Source organism: Puia sp., assembly GCF_036500295.1.
Lineage (GTDB): Bacteria > Bacteroidota > Bacteroidia > Chitinophagales > Chitinophagaceae > Puia.
Genome location: NZ_DASYCH010000092.1, coordinates 208,308 through 232,847, shown reverse-complemented (window position 1 = coordinate 232,847; position 24,540 = coordinate 208,308). Strand labels below are relative to the sequence as shown.

The following is a 24,540-nucleotide window of genomic DNA, read 5'->3' as shown; positions in this document are numbered from 1 at the left end:
TATCCGAGCCTGGCGGCGCCTTCTAACCATACCTAAAAAACGTAACGTGAATAGAAAATCGCTCTTCTTTTGCATACTCTTCGGCGTATTCGGAACTCTCACTCACGCGCAGAACAACAGCCTCGGCAAAAATGATCCTGACGCAAAAAAGGCGCTTGACGGACTCAGTGCAAAGCTGAAATCATTCAAAGCCGTTCAATGCGGCTTCACGCTTACCGTACGGGATTCAAAGGATAAGGTCCAGGGTTCGAAGAGCGGCACCATCATGATCAAAGGCAACAAATATCATATCAGTGTCGTCGGCGGTCAGGAAATATTCTGTGATGGGAAGGATATATACACTTACGACAAATCCTCCAACGAAGTCACCATCACCAAATCGGATCCGAGCACCCAAACGATCTCTATCGACAAGATCTTTACCAATTTTTACGACAAGGATTTTCTTTATAAGCTCAACGGCGAGTCAAAAGTGGGAACCCATACCCAACAGGAAGTGGAGCTTACTCCCACCGACAAGACAAAGCCCTTCTTCAAAGCCATGCTGTATATCGACAAGAACCTGCACACCCTGGTCAGCATTAAATGGTTTGATAAAGGCGGGAACAACTATACCCTCGCGACAAAGAATCTCAACGGAAATGCGGCGATCACCGACGCTCAGTTAGCCTATAACAAGGCGAAATTCCCCGGCGCCGAAGAGGTCGATCTGCGCAACTAGTCACCTCCCCAACGAAAGGAATTGTTTTCGAGACCCGCCAGGTCCAGAACCCGGTCCACGACCGTGGCCGCGACCTCGTCGATGGTCTTGGGAAGGCTGTAGAAGGATGGCGTCGCCGGGCAGATGATCCCCCCAGCCAGCGTTATCGTTTCCATATTACGGATATGCATCAGGTTATAGGGCGTGTCCCTTACCACGCAGATCAGCTTCCGCCGCTCTTTTAACACGACATCCGCCGCGCGGGTGATCAGGTCGGAAGAAACCCCGTTTGCGATCCGCCCAAGCGTACCCATGCTGCAGGGGATGATGATCATCGTGTCATACTTCCCCGACCCCGAGGCAAAAGGCGCCATAAAATCCCGGGGCGCAAAAAATGGGAAGCCATGGTTCGACCAGGCCGTATTGCTTAACTCCGTCTGCCAGACTTCCTTCGCATTCTCCGACATCACCACGGCCACCGAATCCCACTGTCCGTGCAAGGCAGACAGCTTATCCAGCAATAGCCGGGCATAGATGGAGCCGCTGGCGCCCGTAATAGCTACGACAATTTTGCGCATAGTCTGAACGTTATTGGAGTTTGAGCGTTAATAACCTGTAAAATTAATAGGAAAGCTTGAAACTCACGTCCTTATTCTCGATCGTTATCCTTGCCCTGATCGGCGTGGTGCTCCCCGGCGCAAAAAAGCCCGCTCCGGCGCCCGTCAGCTCCGTTTCCTGGATTTCCCTCGACGAGGCCTCCGGCAAGCTTCAGCAGCAGAAAAAACCTGTTCTCATCGATCTCTACACCAGCTGGTGCGGCTGGTGCAAGCAAATGGATAAGAAAACCTATTCACACAAGGGGGTGGCAGAATACCTCAACGATAAGTTCTATACCGTAAAAGTCGACGCAGAAAGCCGCGCCACCATCACCTGGCAGGGTAAGAGCTATAATTACAATCCGCAATATCGCTGCAATGAGTTCGCGCTGTACCTGGCACACGGCCAGCTCGAGTTCCCCACCACCGTCATCATCGTCCCCGGCGAAGCCCCCCAGGCGATCCCCGGTTATATGGAGCCCAAAGAGTTCGAACCCCTGGTGAAATATTTCGGCGAAGGCGCTTACCGGAGCCATGGCTTCGATGAATACCACCGCAATTTTCGCCCTAGCTGGTAGGCCAAAATACTATAACGTTTTAGCCCGCATCGGCCAGCGCAATACTTCTAAAGGATAATCTGTAGAAAAAACAGTTGACGAAAATCAATTTAATCGTCATTATGTCAAAAAAACACTACCCCTACTCCTTCAAATTCAGTCTGACGCACTATCTTTGTTCTTTCATAGGATAAGGTTTAATGGTTAATGGTATTTGATTAGTGCAGCCCCGCGTAAGCGGGGCTTTTTTTTTAGGGGGTACCTAATAAAAAACCCCACCGTCAGGTGGGGTTTTTTATTATCGCAATGCATTTATGCTTCCGCCATATCCGGAATTGCTTCCACTTTATAATCCCCGGCATCCAGTTTCTTCTTCGTCACCCGGAACGCATCCAACGTGCGCTGGATATCCTCATCCGTATGCACCGCCGTCGGCACCAGCCGGTAAATAATATGCCCCTTCGGGATCACCGGATAAACCACGATCGAACAGAAAATATGATGATTCTCCCGCAGGTCCATCACCATCGCCGTCGCCTCGGGGACATCCCCCTTCATATACACCGGCGTAACGGGTGAATTGGTATTCCCAATATCAAAACCACTATCCCGCAGCCCCTTTTGTAGCTTGTTTACTACATCCCACAGCTTCTTGCGCAGTTCGGGCTGCGTCCGCAGCATTTCCAGTCTTTTCAGGTTTCCAATGGTGATCGGCATCGGCAGACTCTTGGCAAAGATCTGGCTCCGGGTATTGTACCGGATATAATCGACGATCGCCCGATCGCCCGCCATAAACCCGCCAATCGACGCCATGGACTTGGCAAAGGTCGAAAAATACAGATCGATCTTGTCCTGTACGCCCTGTTCTTCCCCTGCACCCGCTCCGGTCTTACCCAGGGTGCCGAAACCATGGGCATCATCCACCAGCAACCGGAACTCATACTGATCCTTCAGCTCGGCAATCTCTTTCAGCCGGCCCTGGTCACCGGCCATCCCGAAGACCCCTTCGGTGATCACCAGGATCCCGCCGGTACCCTGCTTCTCGATCAGCGCCGTGGCGCGTTGCAGCTGCTTTTCACAGTCTTCGACATCGTTATGCTTGAATACATAGCGGTGACCGGGGTGAAGCCGCAGCCCGTCAATGATACAGGCATGACTCTCGGCATCGTACACGATCACGTCATGACGCCCGCAGATGGCGTCAATGGCGCTCATAATACCTTGATAACCATAATTGAAAAGCGTCACATCTTCCTTCCCTTCAAACTCCGCCAACTCCCTTTCCAGTTGTTCGTGGTAATTGCTGTTCCCACTCATCATCCGCGCCCCCATCGGTGCCGCCATCCCAAACCTGGCAGCTGCTTCCGCATCCACCTTCCGAATATCGGGGTGGTTGGCCAACCCAAGATAATTGTTAAGACTCCAAACTATTTTTTCTTTTCCCCTAAAGACCATCCGGCTGCCGATCTCGCCTTCCAGCTTCGGAAAGGCAAAATAACCATGCGCACGCTCGCGGTGCTGGCCGATTGGGCCGTTGTGCTTCGTTAATTTTTCAAAGATATCTGCCATATTATTATGAAATTATTAAGCTTGATTCTTCCGCAAAAATAACGCATTTGGCGATGCAGTTTTGCCCAAATTTTCGCTCATGAACCGGAAGCCCCTGATCTCCATCGTCTGTTGTTTACTCCTTCTTGCCGCCTGCCACCCTAAAAAAGCAACCGGGATCAGGCGCCCGAAGCTGGTTGTCGGCATCGTCATCGACCAGATGCGCTGGGACTATCTCTACCGGTATGCCAACCGCTACGGCGAAGCCGGTTTCAAGCGGCTGCTCAAACATGGCTTCAGCTGCGACAACACCATGATCCCCTATCTCCCGGCCTTTACAGCCGTCGGGCATAGCTGCATCTTCAGCGGATCGGTGCCTGCCTTTAGCGGCATCGCCGGCAACGACTGGATAGAACAGTCCACCGGGCAAAGGATGTACTGCACCGATGACAGCACCGTACTGGGTGTGGGTGCCGAAACGCCGGAATCGAAGGAAGGAAAGATGTCCCCCCGGAATATGCTGGTCTCCACCGTAACCGACGAACTGATGATGAGCGACAACTTTAAATCGAAGGTCGTTGGGGTCTCCCTGAAGGACCGTGCCGCCATCCTTCCGGCCGGTCACAGCGCGACGGCCGCCTATTGGCTGGAAGACTCTTCCGGCCACTTCATCACCAGCAACTACTATATGACAAAGCTACCGGTCTGGGTGGACAGCTTCAACCACCGGGAACCCGTCAGGGCCTATATGAAGAACCAATGGAAGACCCTGTACCCCAAAAGTACTTATGGCGAAAGCGATACCGACGACCAGGCATACGAGGGGAAATTCAAGGGCGACAGCACCACGGCCTTCCCGCACAACCTCGACTCTTCCTATAAGATATCCAAATCCAGCTTCCGCACCACACCCTTCGGGAATACCCTGACCCTGGATTTCGCAAAAGCGGCCATCGACGGGTACCAACTGGGTCGGGGCGAGGCTACCGATTTCCTGACGATCAACTGCGCGTCCACGGACTATGTGGGTCACCAGTTTGGCATCAATTCCATCGAAGAAGAGGACACCTATCTCCGTCTCGACCAGGACCTGGCGGCCTTCTTTACCTATCTGGATGACCACATCGGCAAGGACAACTATACCGTCTTTCTGACGGCAGATCATGGCGCCGCCAATGCCGTCTGGTTCTCACAGAACCACGATATCCCCGCCGATTATTTCCTCTCGGCACCCCTCACAGACAGCCTGAACACGATCCTCGGCCGGGCCTTTCAGACCCCCAACCTGGTGGATACGATCTCCAACTATCAGGTCACCTTCAGCATGAAAACGATCCGCGAAAAAAAGCTCGAATTCAACGCCATCAAAAAAATGGCCCTCGAATGGCTTCGTCAGCAACCCGGTATCACCTATGCCATCGATATGGCCAATGTCGGCGAGTCCCCCGTCGCCAGCCGGTGCGCAGCATGGTCATGAACGGCTATTATTATAAGCGCAGCGGTGCTATTCAGTTGATACCCAATGCGGGATGGTTCGAAGGGCACGGCAAGACCGGCACTTCCCATGGCACCTGGAATCCATACGACACCCATATCCCCCTGATCTTCATGGGTTGGGGCATCCGTGCCGGCCATTCCAACGATCCGGTCTATATGACCGACATCGCACCCACCGTAGCCGCCCTTCTCCATATCCAGATGCCCAACGGTTGCGTCGGAAAACCGATCGCCCCCGTGCTCAAAAGGTAGAATCCTTCCGAATTTGGGAGAAATTAAGGTTAAACCGGTCACCCCGGGGTAAAAAAGGGGGTATTACATGGAATTACCGTGTATTTATCGGAATTTTGCAGAACCTCTTCCACTCCTCAGTCGTTCTTATGGAAGATAAAAGGATTAACCATGATTACAGTATCGCCAAATGCAAAAGAATACCTCGACAATCTGATGACCGTTCAGCAGGCCGCCCCTGAAACTTTTGTCCGGGTCGGCGTAAAAAGCGGGGGTTGTTCGGGACTGGAGTACAAGCTGGACTTCGACACCGTACAAAAGGATGGCGACCAGATATTTGAAGACAAAGGCATAAAAGTCGTCGTAGACATGAAAAGCCTGCTCTATCTATATGGCACCGAACTCGATTACTCCGGTGGCCTCAATGGCAAGGGCCTGACCTTCAATAACCCCAACGCATCCCGGACCTGTAGCTGCGGAGAAAGCTTCGCGGTCTAGGCAAATCAGCCGAAGGCGCAAAAAAACCGATACCTTTACCAAACATTACCATGGGAAACGACAACGAAATACTGGATAATATAGCGAATAAGGAATACGAATTCGGTTTTGTGACGGATATCGAAATGGATATCCTCCCTGCCGGACTAGACGAAGACACTATTCGTTATATTTCGGAAAAGAAGAAAGAACCGGCCTGGCTGTTGGAATGGCGGCTCAAGGGTTTCCTGTCCTTCCGGAAGCAAAAGCGCCCGGAATGGCAGAACTTTATCCTGCCTCCCATTGATTTTCAAAAGATATCGTACTATGCGGCTCCCCGCAACAAAAAGAAATACAACAGCCTCGACGAGGTGGACCCCGAATTGCTGGCCACCTTTGCAAAGCTGGGCATCCCACTGAACGAACAGAAAGCCCTCGCGGGAGTAGCCGTGGATGCCGTCTTCGATAGCATCTCCGTGGCTACCACCTACAAGGAAAAGCTGAAAGAGCTGGGGATCATCTTCTGCAGCTTTGGTGAAGCCGTCCAGGAACACCCCGCTCTGGTGAAGAAATACGTCGGTTCCGTCGTACCGCATTCCGATAACATTTTCGCGGCCCTCAACGCCGCCGTATTCTCCGACGGGTCCTTCGTCTATATCCCCAAGGGAGTACGTTGCCCGATGGAACTGTCCACCTACTTCCGGATCAATACCGAGAATACCGGCCAGTTCGAACGCACCCTCATCATCGCCGACGAAGGCAGCTACGTCAGCTACCTCGAAGGCTGTACCGCCCCCATGCGCGACGAGAACCAGCTGCACGCCGCCGTCGTAGAACTCATCGCCCTCGACAACGCGGAAATAAAATATTCCACCGTCCAAAACTGGTACCCCGGTGATAAGGACGGCAAGGGGGGTATCTACAACTTCGTTACAAAACGGGGCATCTGTAAAGAAAATGCCAAGATCTCCTGGACACAGGTTGAGACTGGCTCCGCCATCACCTGGAAATACCCAAGCGTCATTCTGCAGGGGGATAACTCCACCGGCGAGTTCTATTCAGTTGCCGTTACCCGCAATAAACAGATCGCCGATACAGGCACCAAGATGCACCATATCGGCCGCAATACCCGTAGCCGCATCATCTCCAAGGGCATTTCCGCCGGTCAGGGCCAGAACAGCTACCGGGGTTTGGTACAGATCGGCTCAAAGGCCGATGAAGCCCGGAATTTCACCCAGTGTGATTCCCTGCTGATCGGCGACCAATGCGGCGCCCACACCTTCCCATACATCGAATCGAAAAATAATACGGCCACCGTCGAGCACGAAGCTACCACCTCCAAGATCGGCGAAGACCAGATCTTCTACCTCAACCAACGCGGTATCGATTCGGAGAAAGCGGTTGCCCTCATCATCAACGGTTATGCCCGGGAAGTACTGAACCAGCTGCCGATGGAGTTTGCCGTCGAGGCGCAAAAGTTATTATCTATTACGCTTGAAGGAAGCGTTGGCTAAACAAAAGACATAAGATACATGCTCATCATTAGAAATTTACACGCTGAAGTAGAAGATAAGAAGATCCTCAAAGGTATAAATCTCACGGTCAATGCCGGTGAGGTACATGCCATCATGGGACCCAATGGTTCGGGCAAAAGCTCTCTGGCTTCCGTACTGGCGGGCCGTGAGAATTACCAGGTCACCGAAGGCGAAGTTATTTTCGAAGACAAGAATCTCCTGGACATGGCGCCCGAAGTCCGCGCCCGCGAAGGGGTCTTCCTCGCTTTTCAATACCCCATCGAGATCCCCGGCGTCTCCAACATAAACTTCCTGAAAACGGCCATCAGCGAGATTCGCGCGTACAAAGGCCAGCCCCCGCTCGACGCCAAGGAATTTTTGAGGCTCTCCCGCGAAAAACAGAAGCTGGTGGAGTTTGACGCCCAGCTGGTCAATCGCAGCCTCAACGAGGGATTCTCCGGCGGTGAGAAAAAACGGAACGAGATCTTCCAGCTGGCCATGCTGGAGCCGTCCCTTTCCATTCTGGACGAAACGGATTCCGGCCTCGACATCGATGCCCTGCGTATCGTTTCCCAGGGCGTGAACAAGCTGCGCTCGGAAAAGAACGCCTTTATCATCATCACGCACTATCAGCGACTGCTGGAATATATCGTTCCCGACTTTGTCCACGTCCTCTACAATGGCCGCATCGTAAGATCGGGCACCAAAGAGCTGGCGCTGGAACTGGAAGAGAAAGGCTATGACTGGCTCAAGGAAGAGGCCCGTGAAAAAGAAACCGCTATTTGAACATGAACGCGCTACAAGAACAGACGATCCCCCTATATGGGAAGATCGTTGACAAATACCACGAATTGTCGGCTAAGGACAAGCCCCAGCTGGCGCGCCAGTCGGCATTTCATAAATTTCAGCTGCTCGGTTTCCCAACCATCCGGCACGAAGACTGGAAATACACGAATATTACCCGCTTCCTGAAAGATGAGTACGCCCTGGAAACATCCGTCGTCGCCCCGCCTGCACAACTGCTGGCAAAAGCGGCGATCCCCGGCCTCGATTGCTATCAACTGATCCTGGTCAATGGCATCTGGGATGGGAAAATTGCCGGCAGCCCGCTTCCGAAAGGCATCGAGATCCATCGCGTAAAAGATGTTCTCAACAAACCCGGCTTCGCCGAATACTTTGCCAACGAAAACTGGGGTAACCTCCATTTCGCGGCCCTGAACGCCGCCCTGTATACGGATGGCCTCTTCATCCGCGTCAGCGCCAATGTGGCCATCGATAAACCCCTGCATATCGTCCACCTGTACACCAGCGATCACAACCTGCTTGTACAACCCCGGCATGCCTGGATCGTCGACCGCAACGCGGAACTCTCCATCATCGAAACTACGCAGTCGATGTCCGGCGAAACAAAGATCTGGGTCAACGGACTCACCGAGATCTTCCTCAACGGCGACGCCAAACTGGACCATGTCCACCTGCAAACCGCTTCCGGCGGTACCCGGCTGGTTCAGCAGACCGCAGTCCATCAGAAGAAGCAAAGTCTCTATAACAATTACACGTTTACTCTCCCCGGTGCCGACCTGGTACGCAACGACCTCCAGGCCCGGCTCGAAGAAGATCATACCGAGACCCATCTCTATGGCCTCTACCTCACCGCCGGCGATCAACTGGTCGATAACCATACCCTGGTCGATCACCAACGACCGCATTGCTTCAGCAACGAACATTATAAAGGCGTGTTGCTTGGACAATCCACCGGTGTCTTCAACGGAAAGGTCTATGTACACCGTGCCGCCCAGAAGACAAATGCCTTCCAGCAGAACAACAACCTTGTCATCAGCAAAAAGGCCACCATCGATTCCAAGCCGGAACTGGAGATCTTTGCCGACGACGTAAAATGCAGCCACGGCTCCACCGTCGGTCAGTTCAGCGAAGACGCCCTGTTCTATCTCCGCGCCCGAGGTATTGGCGAAGCTGCCGCAAAGGCCCTGCTTATAAATGCCTTTGCCTTCGACGTCACCGACAAGTTAAAACACGCTGCCGTAGCGGAATTTATCAACCAGCAGATCAGTCACCATATCCCTGTCAATCATGCAGGATAGTCTCACCATACAGAAACCCGTGGCACTCGATATCGAAGCGATCAGAAGGGACTTCCCGATCCTGCAACGGACGGTTTATGACCATCCCCTCGTTTATCTCGACAACGCTGCCACCACCCAGAAGCCCGAACAGGTGCTCAAGGCGATGGATGATTATTATCATACCATCAACAGCAATGTCCATCGCGGGGTCCACTATCTCAGTCAGCGCGCAACCGATGCCTATGAAGGCGCCCGGCACACCGTAACGGAATTCATCAACGCCCGCCATACCCACGAGGTCATCTTCACCCGCGGTACCTCCGAGGCCATCAACCTCGTTGCCTCCGTCTTCGGGAAAAAATATCTCCGTACCGGCGACCACATCCTCGTCTCTGCGGTCGAACACCATAGCAATATCGTTCCCTGGCAGATGATCGGCGAAGAAAAAGGCGCTACGCTAAAGGTCATCCCCGTCGATGAGGACGGAAACCTCATCATCGACCAGTTGGATCAGCTGCTCAAGGGAGTGAAGATCGTCGCCGTGAACTACGTCTCCAATTCACTCGGCGGGATCAATCCTATCCGCGAGATCATTGCCGCGGCCCATCGCCAGGGCATTCCCGTACTCGTCGATGCGGCACAGGCCGTACAGCATCTCACCGTCGACGTTCAGGAACTGGATGCCGATTTCCTCGCCTTTTCCAGCCATAAACTATATGGCCCTACCGGCTTCGGGATCCTCTATGGCAAGGAAGAATGGCTGAACCAGCTGCCGCCTTACCAGGGTGGTGGCGAGATGATCAAAACGGTTACCTTCGAAAAGACGACCTATAACGACCTCCCTTATAAGTTCGAGGCCGGAACACCCGATATGGCCGGCGCCATCGGCCTGGCCGCGGCGATCGATTATGTCCGGGATCTCGGCCTCGACAAGATCCAACAGGCCGAACACAGCCTGATGACCTATGCACTCGATACGCTCCGGACGATCGACGGTTTCCGGCTTGTCGGCAAAGCCGATGCGGCCGGCCGGGCAGGGGTCATCTCCTTCCTCGTCGGCTCTATACACCCCTTCGACATGGGCGAGATCCTCGACAAGCAAGGCATTGCCGTCCGTACCGGCCACCACTGCGCACAGCCGGTGATGGACCGCTACTGTATCCCAGGCACAGTCCGCGCCTCATTGGCCATCTACAACAACCGGACGGATATCGACCGGCTCGCCGCCGGCATCAAAAAAGCGGCAAAGCTTCTGGCATGAGTATAAAAGAAGAACAGGACGAGATCATTGCCGACTTCGAATTCTTAGGCAACAATTGGGACGATAAATACGAATACATCATCCAGCTTGGGAAAGAACTGCCCCTCATCGAGCCCCGGTATAAAAAGGACGAAAACCTTATAAAAGGTTGCCAATCCCGCGTCTGGCTGCATGTAGACTACAAAGACGACAAACTCATCTTCACCGCCGACAGCGACGCGGTCATCACAAAAGGACTTATCAGTCTGCTCATCAAAGTCCTCTCCGGCCATACCCCAAAAGAAATTATCGACGCCAACATTAGCTTCATCGACACCATCGGTCTAAGCAGCCATCTCTCGCCAACCCGCTCCAACGGCCTGCTGTCGATGCTCAAACAGATAAAGTTGTACGCGGTTGCTTTTGAGGCTAAATCGATTCAGTTATGAGCGAAACCACCATTACACTCCGCGACCAGATCGAAGCACAGCTTCGCACCGTCTTCGATCCCGAGATCCCCGTCAATATCTACGATCTCGGCCTGGTATATGAAATAAGCATCGGCGACAACGGCAACGTCAAGATCACGATGACACTCACCGCACCCGGATGCCCCGTCGCCGGCGACATCGTTCGCGACGTACAGGAAAAGATCGAAACACTCCCCGAAGTAATGGACTGTCACGTTCAGCTCACCTTCGACCCACCATGGACAAAGGAGATGATGAGCGAAGAAGCCAAACTCGAGCTGGGATTTCTCTAATAATTGTCATTCCTACACTTCCGATAACGTTTGCGTAAATTCCCGCCAAAAAGCAGGATGCAGCAGGATAGTTGCCCCCGGCAGGTTCTCTACTTTTATGTACTTGGATTAAACGATTACCTGCCATGTACGACTGCTTCTTCTCTGCTGTTGCAACTCCCTTAGTCCGCTATTTTATTGTCATGCCTGGCAGGCGCCCGACTATTACTACACAATCAAACACTTGCCAGTATGAACTTTCACCGAGCAAAGAACTGCTTATTGTACACCCTTGCCTGGACCCTGCTGCTCCTGCTGTCTACCGGGCCACTGTCGGCACAGGATCAGGGATCGCAGCAACATCAGGTCAAAGGTAAAGTCACCGACGAAGCCGGTCAACCCATCCCCGGCGCGAGTATCATCGTCAAAGGCTCCCGCAACGCTGTCACTTCGGATGCAAATGGCGAGTTCACCATCCTTGTTCATAAAAACGGTGTCCTCGTCGTCTCTTACGTCGGCTTCCAGGATAAAGAGATCTCCGTCGGGGCATCCACCACGGTAAATATCGGCATGGTCAAAGGCGACAAGTCCATGGATGATGTCGTCGTCATCGGTTATGGTACGCAAAAGCGCCACGATGTTACCGCCGCCGTCGCCACCATGGATACCAAGAGTATCCAGGAGCATCCCATCACCCGTATCGACCAGGCCATGATCGGCCAGATGCCCGGCGTAACCGTCCGCCAGCAGACCGGAATGCCCGGCTCCGGCTTCACCCTCCTCGTTCGCGGGACGGGCTCCGTCAGCGCCGGCACCGAACCTCTCTATGTGATCGACGGCTTCCCGTTGGATATCACCAACCAGAATACCGCCGGAGGCTTCTCCAATGGCAACCCCCTCAACAATCTTAATCCCGACGATATCGAAAGCCTCCAGGTCCTCAAGGATGCTGCCGCAGGTGCCATCTATGGCTCCCGCGCCGCCAACGGCGTCGTACTGATCACGACAAAGCGTGGTCAGGTCGGCAGAACAAGACTGGCCGTCAACGCCAATGCGGGAATCAACCAGGTTGCAAGAAAGCTGGATATGCTCAAACCCCAGGAATGGATCAATATGGCTACCGACCTGGAGAACTATAACTGGGTCAACAGCGGAACCGGCCGCACCGCGGATCAGCCCATCGCCCAACGCCAGGCCATCCTCGGTCTCGGACCCACTGCCTATAACAACAAGTACATGCCCGATCCCCGCTGGACCCTGCCCGGCCACCCGGGCATCGAACTGGTAAACTGGCAGGACTCGGCCTTCCGCACCGCCCCCTTTCAGAACTACGAGCTTTCGGCCAGCGGCGGCACCGAATCCGTCCGCTACTTTGTCTCGGGTAACTATCTCAACCAGGCCGGCGCTCTCCTCAATACGGGCTACACCAACTACAGCGCCCGCGCCAACGTCGAAGCCACCATCGCAAAAAAACTCAAACTGGGCTTTAACATCGCACCCACCTATTCCGTGATCCAGGCTCCCAGCGCGGAAGGCAAGGACAACCAGTTGCAACATCTGTACAACATGATCCCCGTCGTCGAAGACAGCGCGGGCATGAACACGGGCGCCGGTAAGAACGCCGTCTATGGCTGGGCCACCTCCAGCGTAAGCCCCGTAGCCTATCTGAAGAATGTCATCTCCACCGTAAAGACGACCCGCAATCTCTATACGATGTACGGCGAATATGCGATCATCAACGGCCTCTCCGCCCGCAGTACCTTCAACTACGATCAATCCAATCAGAATACAAAAAGCTACGTCTCCGATTTCGTCGCCGGAAATGTAACCGATCGCCTGAACACCCCCGGTAAGGACGCCACCGGCTCCTACAGCGGCTTTACCAAACAGAACTACGTCAACGAGAATACCCTCAACTACGTAAAGACCTTCCACGAAGACCATACCATCAACGTGATCGCCGGGGTCTCTTATAGCTACGTCCATCTCGAGAATTTCACGCTAAAAACGGCCGGCGGCTTTGCCAATGACCTGGTGAACACACTCAACAACGCCATTCCCACCACTGCCGGCGTTACCGTCACCGGCAATACGACCGAGTCCAACAGCTCTCTCTTTTCCTACTATGGCCGTCTTCAATACAGCTATCAGGGAAAATACCTGTTCTCCGGTTCGTTCCGCCGCGACGGTTCTTCCCGTTTCGGCAAGTCTAATGAATACGGCACCTTCCCCTCTCTCTCGCTGGGCTGGCGCGTCTCCCAGGAGAAGTTCATGCAGCAGGTCGGTTTTATCAACGATCTGAAACTCCGGGCCAGCTGGGGGAAGTCGGGTAACAACAATATCGGTGACTATGGCGCTATCCCCACCCTTACCCCGGCTAACTACAGCTTTGGCGGCAGTACCGCCACCGCCGTTACCGGCCAGGTCCCCAACGGCCTGCCCAACCCCTTCCTGCAATGGGAAACTTCCAACACCTACGACCTGGGCTTCGATGCAACGGTGTGGAACAACCGCATTAATATCTTCTTCGACGTCTATCAGAAAAAGAATACCGAACTTCTTCTCCAGGTACCCACTCTCGCCGCCAGCGGCGCGACATCGCAGCTGCAGAACATCGGCTCCGTTCAGAACCGCGGCCTCGAACTGGGCATCGGCGCCACGATCTACCGTTCGCGCAACTTTAGCTGGACGGCCAATGGCAATATCGCCTTCAATCAGAACAAAGTACTCGACCTCGGCGGCCAGTCGACCCTCATCAACGTACCCAACGCCTTCGGCACCGGTACCCCGCCCTTTATCCTGCAGATCGGTCAACCGATGTACGAATTCTTCGCCGTCAAGACCATCGGCATCCTGACACCGGCCGATATCGCCGATTCGAAAGTGACAAAGCTGCCAAAGCAGGTTGCCGGGGATGAAAAATACCTCGACGTCAACCACGACGGGCTCATCGATGCCAACGACCGCGTGCACGCCGGGCAGCCTACGCCGAAATATACCTTCGGCCTCACCAATACCTTCCGTTACAAGGCCTTCGATCTGAATATCATGATGTATGGCCAACACGGCGGTGCGATAATGTCCTATATCGCCCGCGCCATCGATAACCCGGGTAACGGTCTTGGCACCACGCTCGGTGTATGGCGCAACCGCTTCGTAGACTCCCGCCAGAACTACAGCGCCGCCCGCGGCCGCATCGGGTTTGCCTACCAGATCCCCTTTACAACGACGGACTGGATCTACTCGACGGACTTCCTCCGTATCCAGAACATCACCCTGGGCTTTAACCTGAAGAGCATCGTCAAGAGCGGCATCTTCGCCAGCGCCCGCATCTACGCCTCCGCCCTCAACTGGATCGGCTCGGATAAATACAAGGGTGGCGTAAACCCCGAAGCGCAAAACACCAATCTCACCAACGGAACCTATCCGCTGCCCGGTGACTATGGCGGCGCGCCGCTCAACAAATCGCTGGTCGGAGGGATCAATTTCGTATTCTAAAACTCCAAACAAAGTGTAATGAAAGCAATAAAAAATATATATAGCATCGCAGGAAGCCTGGCCCTCGGCCTCGGCATCCTTGCCATCTCCTGCAATAAGCAACTCAACCAACAACCGCCGTCCAGCATCACCACCGGCCTGTTCTATAGCAACACCAACGATTTCACCCAGGCCGTCAACGGTTCGTATAACCAGCTTCGCGCCTATGCCGATCAGGTTCTTTGGATGGGTGAGATCCGTTCGGATAATATCCTGGCCACCTCGGATGGAAACCGGGACTGGCAGGCCATCCGGAATTTCTCCCCCAATCTGACCACCGTAGGCTTCATCAACACCGGCTGGGATAACAACTTCAATGGCATCTACGCCTGCAACAGCGTACTCGACAATCTCACGACAAAAGGCGGGAATATTACAAATCCCACCCTCCGCGCACGCTTCGCCGGCGAAGTTCACTTCCTGCGCGCTTTCTACTACTTCCAGCTGGTCAGACTCTATGGCCAGGTGCCCATCATCGATCACGTGATGTCGGCTGCCGCTGTGACAAAAGTAAAACGCAGCCCTGTCGAGGACGTATACGACCTGATCATCTCCGATCTCAACACCGCCATCGACAGCCTGCCCCCCAGCTATACCGGCACCGACATCGGCCGCGCCACCAAATGGGCTGCCAAAGGCATGCTCGGCCTGGTATACCTTACCCGTTCGGGCCCCACCTATGACGGCGTCGACGGTCCCACCATGGGCAGCAACGAATGGAATCTGGCCCTTGCCCAGTTTAACGATATCATCGCCGGTAACCAGTTTACCTTCGGCGCCAGCTATCCCAATATCTTCTCCTATACTGCCGAGAATAACCCCGAAGTGATCTTCGACGTCCAGTATATGAGTACCAACAACGGCGCGGACTTCCCCAGCCAGCTCACGCCGCTTGGGTACTGGGGTGGGGTAGGCATCGCCGGAACCTATAACAATGGCTATGGTTCGTCCACGTACAATATCTCCCGGAACCTCCGGGCTTCGTACGCCGCCAGTATGGGCGCCAAAATGGATGTCCGCGATACCTTCAATATCATGTGGAAGTACCCCGTCGACACCAAAAGCCCACCGACGACGGATACCTCCGATCCCTTTATCAAAAAATACATCAACATCGCCAAACGCGGCACGGCATATAACGACTGGCCCGTCAACTTCATCGTCCTGCGCTACACCGATGTGCTGATGATGAAAGCAGAATGTATCCTTCATGGAGCCACACCCGGTACCCAGGCCGATGTCGACAAGATCGTCAACATGGTCAGAAGCCGCGCCGGCATCGACCCACTGACCAATGTAAGTCTCGCAACCCTGATGGAAGAACGGCGCCGCGAATTCCTCGGTGAAGGCATCCGCTGGAACGACCTGGTCCGCGAAGGCATGGCCGTATCGACGATGAACACCTGGATCGCCGCCGATACCCTGTCCACGACGATCAGCAACGTCATCCCGGCCTTCGTGATCTATCCCGTTCCCGAACAGGAGATCCTTACGGCGCCAGGACTCTATACCCAGAACCCAGGCTATCAATAAATCGATTGTAATATGAAACTATCCCACCTCCTTCTTCCAGCGGTCATGCTCCTCCTTCGTACGACAATTTTGGCGCAACCGCTGGAAGAAACAGGCCCGAAGAAAGCGATGCCCGATGAATGGATCGATCAGGACACCCACCATAAAATAGTGCGGCTGTCCCGGAAAGAAGGCAATAACCTCAGCTTTTATTTCCACAACAATCCATTCCTCGGCGACAGAATGATCTTTTCCTCCACCGACAGCACGGGAAAGCATCTCTATACCGTCGACCTCAAAACCCTGGCGCTTCATCGCGTCAGCGAAAATGGCAGCAACGCCGAGATCGTCGGCCATCACAGCAAAAGTGTATACTGGCAACGCCATGACAGCGTGTATAACACGGGCATCGAAGCCGGCAAAACCCGGCTCGTCTTCGTCTTCCCCGCCGACTTCAAGGGTAGCATTACCACGCTGAACGCCGACGAAACGCTGCTGGCCGGCGGCTGGGCCAGCGACGAGCAAAAAGAGATCTCCCGGAAATATCCCGAGAAACACGATTTCTTCGATCGCATCTTCGACGCCCATCTCCCAAACAAACTCTTCACCATCAACCTGAAAACGGGAGAACTAAAGGTGATCCACGGCGAGAATACCTGGCTCGGTCATATCCAGTTCTCCCCCACCGATCCCGATCTGCTGATGTTTTGCCACGAAGGACCCTGGCAGAAGGTTGACCGTATCTGGACCATTCACATGAAGTCCGGCGAAGTGCGGCTGATGCACAAACGGACCGTGGAGAATGAGATCGCCGGTCACGAATTTTTCAGCCCCGATGGCAAGACCATCTATTTCGACTGGCAGATACCCAAGGGCCAGACCTTTTATCTCGGCGGAGTGGATGTGAAAACCGGCGTGGAAAAGAAATACGCCATGACCCGCGACGAATGGTCCATCCATTTCAACGTCGCCTCCGACCAGAAGCTCTTCTGCGGCGATGGCGGGGATGCCGGTCAGGTCGCCCACGCAAAGGACGGCCGCTGGATCTATCTCTTCCACCCCGACGGGGATCATTTTGTTGCCGAACGACTGGTGAATATGAAGGACCAATTCTATAAATTGGAGCCGAACGTACATTTCTCCCCGGATAATAAATGGGTCATTTTCCGCGCTAACTTTGAAGGGAAGGAAGAAGTGTATGCTGTGGAGTGCAAAAAATCATAAACCAGTGTAACTCATGCGTTATCCGGCCGGCCGCTTGTTTCGGTTATTCATTCTCCTGATCCTGCCCTTTACCCTCCGCGCCCAGCTTCAATGGCCTGCCGTCACCGCGCAGACAAAACCCTGGACCCGGTGGTGGTGGATGGGGAGTGCCGTCAACCGGCAAGACCTGACCGCCAATCTGACAAAATACCAGCAGGCCGGCCTGGGTGGCCTCGAACTAACACCCATCTATGGCGTAAAAGGGACCGAGAGCCAGTTCGTAGACTACCTCTCACCGAAATGGATGGACCTCTTCTCCTATACGCTGAAGGAAGCCAAACGCCTCGGCCTCGCCCTGGATATGTCCACAGGTACCGGCTGGCCCTTCGGCGGCGGACCGCTCATCGACTCCACCTATGCTTGCCGGGAACTCTTCGTAAAGACCTGGACCCTTCCCGGCGGCAGCACTTTGCCCGATACCATGGCGATTGGATTCCGCCAGGAACCCTATGTTCATACCGACGGCCGGCCCACCACCATCGACCAACTGAAAGAACCCTTGTTCGCCAACAAGGACCTGCAGGCGCTCGCCCTTTTCCAGGTACGCTTCCCCGACCCGGCGCCCCTCCAGACCCTGATGGCCTATTCCTCCGGCGGCGCCATTCTCGATCTCACCGATAGGGTAGATGCGGCGGGCCACCTCCGCTGGACGGCGCCTGGCGGCAGCAACTGGACGCTCTACGGTCTCTTCCTCGGCTGGCATGGGAAAATGGTCGAACGCGCAGCCCCCGGCGCCGAGGGTAATGTCATCGATCATTTCTCCGCGACGGCCCTGCACAAATACCTGAGTCGCTTTGACACCGCCTTCGCCGGGCACGACCTTGCACCCCTCCGCTGCTTCTTCAACGACAGCTACGAAGTCGATGACTCCCGCGGCCAATCCAACTGGACCGCCAACTTCTTCGCCGCCTTCCAACAACATCGCGGCTACGATCTTCGCCAACACCTGCCCGCCCTCTTCGGCCGCGATACAAAAGAGAACAACAGTCGCGTCCTCTGCGACTACCGCGAGACGGTCTCCGATCTGCTGTTGGAACAGTTCACCCAGCCCTGGCATGACTGGGCACATGCAAAAGGCGCCCTCATCCGCAACCAGGCCCACGGCGCCCCCGCCAATATCCTCGATCTCTATGCCGCCAGCGATATCCCCGAGACCGAAGGCCAGGAGATCCTTCGCTATAAATTCGCAACCTCCGCCGCCCATGTCACCGGAAAGAAGCTCGCCTCGGCAGAGACCGTCACCTGGCTGAACGAACATTTCCTCAGCACCTATAGCGATGTAAAAACGGCGATCGACGGTTTCTTCCTCGGCGGCGTCAACCACGTCTTCTACCATGGGACAGCCTATACGCCGCTGAACGATCCCTTCCCCGGCTGGCTCTTCTATGCTTCCGTCCACTTTACCCCGATGGACCCCTCCTGGCCGGATTTCTCCGCGCTTAATCAGTATGTCGCCCGCTGCCAGTCCTTTCTCCAGCAAGGCACACCCGACAACGACATCCTTTTGTACTTTCCCATCTACGATAGCTGGTCGGAACCCGGTCCCGGCAATGCGCTGCTGAAACACTATGACCGGATGGACCCGGATTTCCGCAACACGGGCTTCAGGGAATGCGCGGATTATCTGCAGTCGCATGGCTATGCCTTCGACTATGTCTCCGACAAACAGCTGCAGCAACCCCTGCCATCTCAATACAAGACCATCCTTCTTCCGGCCTGTACCTATATGCCGGCCGCCACCTTTCAACGGCTGATTACCCTTGCAAAACAAGGCATCACCATTCTCGTTTATAAGAATCTTCCCAGCTCCGTCCCCGGGCTCGGCCGACCTTCCACTCCTTTCCCGCAGACCTCCTTTCCCGTAGAGGCCGACCTCGGAGCCCTCTTAAAAAATACCCCCCGCGAAACCCTCGTCGACGACAGCCTCGCCTTTATCCGCCGCAACTATGGCAACGGCAAGGTTTACTTCATCGTCAACAAGAGCACAAAGCCCTTTACCGGCTATCTCCGCCTGAACACCTCCTTTACCGCCGCCGGCATCTTCGACCCCATGACCGGTGAAAAAGGTCTCGCCCATCAAAAAGGCAACACCGTCTATCTGCAATTGCGCCCCGGCGGGACCTGTCTCGTCGAGACCAATGTTGCGCCGCGTGGCCCACTGTTCGCCTACTATACTCCTTCGGATGCGCCTATCCCTATCGGCACCGACTTACACCTGGGCCCCTGGGCCGACAAGACCTTCGCCGGCGCCGTGAAATATACCACCACATTCGCCCGTCCCGGCGGTAATGCCGCGGCATGGCTGCTCGATCTCGGCAAAGTCGTCCGCAACGCCGAGGTGACGCTCAACGGCCAAAAGCTCACTACGCTCATCGGCCCGGAGTTTCGCCTGACGATTCCCGCATCGGCCGTCCAGCCCCATAACACCCTCCAGATCACCGTCACCGGCGGGATGGTCAACAAGATCATCGATATGGATCGCAAACACATCCCCTGGAAAAAATTCTATAACACCAACTTCCCGGCCCATGACCGCGCCAACCGCGGACCCGATGGCCTGTTCGACGCATCAAAATGGACCCCGGTGGACGAAGGGCTGATGGGGCCTGTCACCCTCACCCCGTTGATCCCCGCCAGATCGTGAAGCATTGGCATCTCTATATCGCCTGTATCATCCTGTTCCCGGCGCTTGCTCCGGCCCAAACCCGTACCGTCCGTTACCACCCCGAAGGGGAAGACTTTGTTATCACAAACGGGACCCGCCGCTTCAACCGCGCCCTCTATGGCACTCATACCGCCTTCCGCGTGGAGGCCGGCGATCTTCCGGAGTTCGCATTCTATATGCCTGGCATGGGTGGTAACCTCAGTCTCGGCCTTACCCATGCCAAATTCATAAAAGCAAGCTATCGCCCTGGTTGCATGCTCTATGAGATCCGCGACCCGGCTCTCGGCAACGCCACCCTCCGTCTTGCGCTTCTTGCCCTTGCAGATGCCGAAGGCCTTATCCTCCGCTTGAATGCCACCGGCGGCCAACCCACCCTCCGCGCCAGCTTCGGCGGCGCCACCGGCAAGAAATTCTCCCGCGACGGCGACATCGGCGCCGACCCGGAATCTTCCTTCGATCTGGATCCCGCCAATTGTCACGAGAACCAATACACGATCAGCGGCAATTCCTTCCATCTCGCCTATGGCGCCAACAAAACCCTCGAAGGCGTCTTTCCCCCCGATACAAAGCTCACCACCGACAAGTATCCCGTTCTTCATGCCGAACTGACCATCCGCGACACCCTCTATATCCTGATCCGCAACCCCGCTTCCACGCCGGGAGCTGCGGCCGGCGACCCGGCCGCCATAGCCACTGCGGCTGCAGCTTCCGCCAAACCGGTATACGCCGACCTCCCCGCCCTCTTCAAAGCCGCCGAATCGGCCCGCAAAGAACTCACTGCCCGGGTATTGCTAAAAACCCCCGATCCCTGGATCAACACCCTTGGCGGAGCCCTCGCCGTTGCTGCCGATGCCATCTGGGAAGCGCCCTCTTACCTGCATGGCGCCGTAGCCTGGCGCCAACATCTCCCCGCCTGGCGCGGACCTTATGTCGCCGACCCGCTTGGCTGGCACGACCGCGCAAGACAACATTTCTCCTCCTACGCCCTCTCCCAAATCACCACCCCCACCGACGGTCCGGTCATTGCCGACACCGCCCTTCATCTCGCCCGGCAACTCGAAAAGATCGGCACCAGCCTCTTCAGCAGCGGCTATATCTGTCGCAATCCCAACGGCGATATCCGCCCGCATCATTACGATATGAACCTGGTCTTCATCGACCAGTTGCTGACGCACTTTTATTGGACAGGCGATACCGCCTACGTCAAACAAATGTGGCCCGTGCTGCAACGCCATCTCGCCTGGGAAAAAAGAAATTTTGATCCCGACGGTGACGGACTCTATGACGCCTACTGCTGCATCTGGGCCAGCGACGCCCTCGAATACGGCGGCGGCGGCGTCACCCATTCCTCCGCCTATAACTATCGCGCCAATAAACTCGCAGCCGATCTTGCCATCCTCATTGGCGAAAACCCGGCGCCCTACCGTGCCGAAGCCGATCATATTTTCAACGCCATCAACAAGAAACTTTGGCTTCCCCAGCAAGGCACCTGGGCCGAATATCTTGATTGGGGCCACAACCCTAATCTCCACACCGCACCCGGTGTCTGGACCATCTATCAGGCGATCGATAGCCGGGTCGGTGCCGACTCTCAAAACTCGCGGGCCCTGGAGTACATCGACAGCCAGATCCCGCACATCCCCATCCGCGCCGCCGGCCTCGACGACAACACGCTGTATACCATTTCCACTACCAACTGGCAACCCTATACCTGGTCGCTTAATAACGTAGCCCTCGCCGAATCGCTGAACACCGCATTGGCGTACTGGCAAGGGCACCGTCCCGAAGAAGCCTTCCGCCTTTGGAAAGGCTCACTTGTGGCGAGCATGTACCTCGATGCCTCTCCCGGCAACTTCCAGCAACTCTCTTCTTACGATGCCGTCCGCGGCGAACTCTACCGCGACTTCGGCGATCCCATCGGCATGGCCGCCCGCAGCCTCGTCGAAGGTCTCTTCGGCATCGAACCCGACGCTCTCCACGATACCCTCACCATCACCCCCGGCTGGCCCGCCAAATGGCCCGAAGCCTCGCTTCATATCCCCGATATCGACATCGACTTCAAAAGAAAGGGTAACACAGAGGGATACACGATAACCTCCCGGTTCTCTCATCCAATGACGCTTGTCCTTCGGCTTGGTACACGCCGGGTGGTAGTGCCGCCCGCGCCGGTCTGGCATGTCAATGTCCCTGTGCAATCGACCGTCGTCACGCGCCAGATAACCATCTCCACCGATGACATCTTCCACGTTACCGTCATGTCAAAAAAGTCCACTCCCCAACCCATCGACCTCACCAATTATTTCAACGACTCCGTAACCAACATCTTCAAACCCCGCTACCTCTCACCCCGCCCCGCCGTCCCAACCCTACAGATCCCCACCCAGGGCATCGGCAACTGGTGCTACCCCCTCGTCACCGCTAATATCGACGACGCCGGCCTCCGCGCCGCAGGTGAGATCAAACTGCCCAACGCAACACTGATCACCCCGCAAAAGGGCCGTAACATCATCTTCACCACCCGCTGGGACAACTTCCCCGACTCGGTATCCATCCCACTCACCGGCAACGCCACAAAAGCCGTCTTTCTGATGGCAGGCACCACCAACCCCATGCAATCCCGCATGACCAACGGGCTCATCACGGTCTATTACACCGACGGCAGCACCGATCGGCTCCCGCTCGACAACCCCGGCAACTGGTGGCCCATCGAAGAAGATTGTCTCGACGATGGCCTCGCCTTCACCACCGGTGCACCGCATCCCCTTCGCGTCAGCCTCAAAACCGGCGAACCCATCGACCGGCCGAAATATACCAGTATAAAAGGCCTCACCAATCGGGCCATCGACGGCGGCGCCGCCACCGTTCTCGAGATGAACATCAACCCAACAAAAAAACTCGATCACCTCGTCCTTCGCGCCACCGCCCATGACGTGGTCATCGGTCTCATGAGCATAACACTACTAAAAACGAAATAATGAAGTACCTGTTTTTCTTATTGGTCATCATCGCCACCAACGCATCCGCAAACAACGACCCCGACTGGACGACCAGGGTCGGTGCCCGGAGCCTCCCCACGTCAAAGACGGCATTCCCCGTCACCGGCGCAGACAATACAGGCGCCACGCTCGCGACAAAGGCTATCCAGAAGACGATCGACGCCTGCGCCGCAAAGGGCGGCGGCATCGTCACCCTCGCCCCCGGAAAATATCTCACCGGCTCAATCTTCATCAAAGCCGGCGTAACACTGGACCTCGCCAAAGGTGTCGAACTGCTCGGTAGCCAGGACTTCGCCGACTATCCCGAGATCGACACCCGCATCGCCGGCATCGAAATGCGCTGGCCCGCGGCGCTCATCAATATCATCGACGTAAAAAAAGCCGCCCTCACCGGCGAAGGAACGGTGAACGCCCGCGGCAAATTCTGCTGGGACAAATACTGGAACATGCGCAAGACCTATGATGCAAAAGGCCTTCGGTGGATCGTCGACTACGACGCAAAACGCGTCCGCACCCTGCTCGTACAAAACAGCGAAGACATCACGATAAAAGGACTCAAATTCATCGACGCAGGTTTCTGGACCTGCCAGGTACTCTACTCAAAATATGTCACCGTCGACGGGATCACCGTCCGCAACAATGAGAACGGTCATGGCCCCAGCACCGACGGCGTCGACATCGACTCTTCTTCCTGGGTACTTGTCCAAAACTGCGATATCGACTGCAACGACGATGACTTTTGTCTCAAAGCCGGTCGCGACTGGGATGGCCTTCGCGTCAACCGCCCCACCGAATATGTCGTCATCCGTCATTGCACCGCCCGTAAAGGCGGTGGATTGCTGACCATCGGCAGCGAGACCTCCGGCGGCATCCGCCACGTCCTGGCCACCGACCTCATCGCAAAAGGAACGGGCAACGGCTTTCACATAAAATCGGCCACGACACGGGGTGGAACGGTAGAAGACATCCATGTCCGCAACATCCACATGGACAGCGTCGGCAATGCCATCCTCTTCACCATGAACTGGAACCCTGCCTACAGCTATTCCACCCTGCCTGCCGGCTATAACCCCGATTCCATCCCCGCTCACTGGAAGACGATGCTGCACAAAGTGGAACCCGCGGAGAGAGGCACCCCGCATTTCAAGGATATCGAAGTCTCGGGGATCACCGTGGCCAGCGCCAAAAAAGCGATCGTCGCCGGCGGCCTGGAGCAATCCCTGATCACCGGGGTACATATCGAAAACACGACCATCAATGCGGCCACCGCCGGTGCGATCAGTTTTGCAAAAGACTGGCAAACAAAAAAACTGGTCATCAATACAAAGGATGGGTCAAAAGTCGCCGTCACCAGTTCAAGAAATGTGAACCTTTAAAACTA

Annotated in this window: 19 protein-coding genes; 17 read left to right on the top strand and 2 right to left on the bottom strand. The window is 55.4% G+C overall.

Annotated elements, in window-relative coordinates; translation table 11 throughout:
- The first annotated feature begins 46 nt into the window (after positions 1–46).
- Positions 47–721, top strand: coding sequence for an outer membrane lipoprotein carrier protein LolA (locus tag VGM48_RS18155; RefSeq protein ID WP_331581744.1), 675 nt, complete (start codon positions 47–49; stop codon positions 719–721).
- Here the strand turns inward: VGM48_RS18155 and VGM48_RS18150 are convergent.
- On the bottom strand, positions 718–1,278 hold the full coding sequence (locus tag VGM48_RS18150; protein WP_331581742.1) for a UbiX family flavin prenyltransferase: 561 nt from the start codon (positions 1,276–1,278) through the stop codon (positions 718–720). The two genes, VGM48_RS18155 and VGM48_RS18150, sit on opposite strands and share 4 nt — an antisense overlap.
- Before the next feature lie 56 nt (positions 1,279–1,334).
- Between VGM48_RS18150 and VGM48_RS18145 the strand changes: the two genes are divergently transcribed.
- Complete coding sequence (locus VGM48_RS18145; RefSeq protein WP_331581740.1) at positions 1,335–1,874, top strand: thioredoxin family protein; 540 nt, start codon at positions 1,335–1,337, stop codon at positions 1,872–1,874.
- A gap of 291 nt (positions 1,875–2,165) precedes the next feature.
- On the opposite strand, the gene VGM48_RS18140 is transcribed toward VGM48_RS18145, so the two are convergent.
- Positions 2,166–3,422: an aminotransferase class I/II-fold pyridoxal phosphate-dependent enzyme gene (locus tag VGM48_RS18140; protein WP_331581738.1), complete on the bottom strand. Its 1,257-nt coding sequence runs from the start codon at positions 3,420–3,422 to the stop codon at positions 2,166–2,168.
- Positions 3,423–3,501: 79 nt separating this feature from the next.
- Here VGM48_RS18140 and VGM48_RS18135 point away from each other — a divergent pair, with 79 nt between their 5' ends.
- The 15 genes from VGM48_RS18135 to VGM48_RS18065 all read left to right on the top strand — a co-directional run bounded on the left by VGM48_RS18135 (position 3,502) and on the right by VGM48_RS18065 (position 24,535).
- Complete coding sequence (locus VGM48_RS18135) at positions 3,502–4,878, top strand: alkaline phosphatase family protein (protein ID WP_331581736.1); 1,377 nt, start codon at positions 3,502–3,504, stop codon at positions 4,876–4,878.
- Positions 4,875–5,150, top strand: a complete 276-nt coding sequence (locus VGM48_RS18130; protein WP_331581734.1) for a hypothetical protein — start codon at positions 4,875–4,877, stop codon at positions 5,148–5,150. The genes VGM48_RS18135 and VGM48_RS18130 overlap by 4 nt, the downstream gene beginning before the upstream one ends.
- Positions 5,151–5,300: 150 nt before the next feature.
- Positions 5,301–5,627, top strand: a complete 327-nt coding sequence (locus tag VGM48_RS18125) for an iron-sulfur cluster assembly accessory protein (RefSeq protein ID WP_331581732.1) — start codon at positions 5,301–5,303, stop codon at positions 5,625–5,627.
- Positions 5,628–5,677: 50 nt separating this feature from the next.
- Positions 5,678–7,120, top strand: coding sequence for a Fe-S cluster assembly protein SufB (sufB, locus tag VGM48_RS18120; RefSeq protein ID WP_331581730.1), 1,443 nt, complete (start codon positions 5,678–5,680; stop codon positions 7,118–7,120).
- Positions 7,121–7,138: 18 nt separating this feature from the next.
- Entirely contained in the window at positions 7,139–7,906 is a 768-nt protein-coding gene (gene sufC / locus VGM48_RS18115; protein WP_331581728.1) for a Fe-S cluster assembly ATPase SufC, read from the top strand.
- A gap of 2 nt (positions 7,907–7,908) precedes the next feature.
- Positions 7,909–9,222 carry a Fe-S cluster assembly protein SufD gene (gene sufD / locus VGM48_RS18110; RefSeq protein WP_331581726.1) on the top strand — a complete coding sequence of 438 codons (1,314 nt, stop codon included), beginning with the start codon at positions 7,909–7,911 and terminating at the stop codon, positions 9,220–9,222.
- Positions 9,212–10,465: a SufS family cysteine desulfurase gene (locus VGM48_RS18105; RefSeq protein ID WP_331581724.1), complete on the top strand. Its 1,254-nt coding sequence runs from the start codon at positions 9,212–9,214 to the stop codon at positions 10,463–10,465. The genes sufD and VGM48_RS18105 overlap by 11 nt, the downstream gene beginning before the upstream one ends.
- Complete coding sequence (locus VGM48_RS18100; protein WP_331581722.1) at positions 10,462–10,893, top strand: SufE family protein; 432 nt, start codon at positions 10,462–10,464, stop codon at positions 10,891–10,893. Before VGM48_RS18105 ends, VGM48_RS18100 begins: the two co-directional genes overlap by 4 nt.
- Positions 10,890–11,207, top strand: coding sequence for a DUF59 domain-containing protein (locus tag VGM48_RS18095; protein WP_331581720.1), 318 nt, complete (start codon positions 10,890–10,892; stop codon positions 11,205–11,207). The genes VGM48_RS18100 and VGM48_RS18095 overlap by 4 nt, the downstream gene beginning before the upstream one ends.
- Before the next feature lie 231 nt (positions 11,208–11,438).
- Positions 11,439–14,684 (top strand): TonB-dependent receptor, encoded by a 3,246-nt coding sequence (locus tag VGM48_RS18090; RefSeq protein ID WP_331581718.1) that lies wholly within the window; start codon positions 11,439–11,441, stop codon positions 14,682–14,684.
- A gap of 18 nt (positions 14,685–14,702) precedes the next feature.
- Positions 14,703–16,256, top strand: a complete 1,554-nt coding sequence (locus tag VGM48_RS18085) for a RagB/SusD family nutrient uptake outer membrane protein (RefSeq protein WP_331581716.1) — start codon at positions 14,703–14,705, stop codon at positions 16,254–16,256.
- Between the two features lie 12 nt (positions 16,257–16,268).
- Entirely contained in the window at positions 16,269–17,459 is a 1,191-nt protein-coding gene (locus tag VGM48_RS18080; protein WP_331581714.1) for an oligogalacturonate lyase family protein, read from the top strand.
- Between the two features lie 13 nt (positions 17,460–17,472).
- The gene (locus VGM48_RS18075) at positions 17,473–20,142 is read left to right on the top strand and encodes a glycosyl hydrolase (protein ID WP_331581712.1); all 2,670 of its coding nucleotides are present in this window, start codon (positions 17,473–17,475) and stop codon (positions 20,140–20,142) included.
- On the top strand, positions 20,139–23,138 hold the full coding sequence (locus VGM48_RS18070) for a DUF4450 domain-containing protein (protein ID WP_331581710.1): 3,000 nt from the start codon (positions 20,139–20,141) through the stop codon (positions 23,136–23,138). The genes VGM48_RS18075 and VGM48_RS18070 overlap by 4 nt, the downstream gene beginning before the upstream one ends.
- A complete protein-coding gene (locus VGM48_RS18065) occupies positions 23,138–24,535 on the top strand; it encodes a glycoside hydrolase family 28 protein (protein WP_331581709.1) in 1,398 nt (465 codons plus the stop codon). Before VGM48_RS18070 ends, VGM48_RS18065 begins: the two co-directional genes overlap by 1 nt.
- Positions 24,536–24,540 lie beyond the last annotated feature (5 nt).

Coding starts and splice junctions, on each gene's coding strand:
- VGM48_RS18150 (WP_331581742.1), bottom strand. CDS start 1,278: ATGCGCAAAATTGTCGTAGCTATTACGGGCGCCAGCGGCTCCATCTAT.
- VGM48_RS18140 (WP_331581738.1), bottom strand. CDS start 3,422: ATGGCAGATATCTTTGAAAAATTAACGAAGCACAACGGCCCAATCGGC.
- VGM48_RS18135 (WP_331581736.1), top strand. CDS start 3,502: ATGAACCGGAAGCCCCTGATCTCCATCGTCTGTTGTTTACTCCTTCTT.
- VGM48_RS18130 (WP_331581734.1), top strand. CDS start 4,875: ATGAACGGCTATTATTATAAGCGCAGCGGTGCTATTCAGTTGATACCC.
- VGM48_RS18125 (WP_331581732.1), top strand. CDS start 5,301: ATGATTACAGTATCGCCAAATGCAAAAGAATACCTCGACAATCTGATG.
- sufB (WP_331581730.1), top strand. CDS start 5,678: ATGGGAAACGACAACGAAATACTGGATAATATAGCGAATAAGGAATAC.
- sufC (WP_331581728.1), top strand. CDS start 7,139: ATGCTCATCATTAGAAATTTACACGCTGAAGTAGAAGATAAGAAGATC.
- sufD (WP_331581726.1), top strand. CDS start 7,909: ATGAACGCGCTACAAGAACAGACGATCCCCCTATATGGGAAGATCGTT.
- VGM48_RS18105 (WP_331581724.1), top strand. CDS start 9,212: ATGCAGGATAGTCTCACCATACAGAAACCCGTGGCACTCGATATCGAA.
- VGM48_RS18100 (WP_331581722.1), top strand. CDS start 10,462: ATGAGTATAAAAGAAGAACAGGACGAGATCATTGCCGACTTCGAATTC.
- VGM48_RS18095 (WP_331581720.1), top strand. CDS start 10,890: ATGAGCGAAACCACCATTACACTCCGCGACCAGATCGAAGCACAGCTT.
- VGM48_RS18090 (WP_331581718.1), top strand. CDS start 11,439: ATGAACTTTCACCGAGCAAAGAACTGCTTATTGTACACCCTTGCCTGG.
- VGM48_RS18085 (WP_331581716.1), top strand. CDS start 14,703: ATGAAAGCAATAAAAAATATATATAGCATCGCAGGAAGCCTGGCCCTC.
- VGM48_RS18080 (WP_331581714.1), top strand. CDS start 16,269: ATGAAACTATCCCACCTCCTTCTTCCAGCGGTCATGCTCCTCCTTCGT.
- VGM48_RS18075 (WP_331581712.1), top strand. CDS start 17,473: ATGCGTTATCCGGCCGGCCGCTTGTTTCGGTTATTCATTCTCCTGATC.
- VGM48_RS18065 (WP_331581709.1), top strand. CDS start 23,138: ATGAAGTACCTGTTTTTCTTATTGGTCATCATCGCCACCAACGCATCC.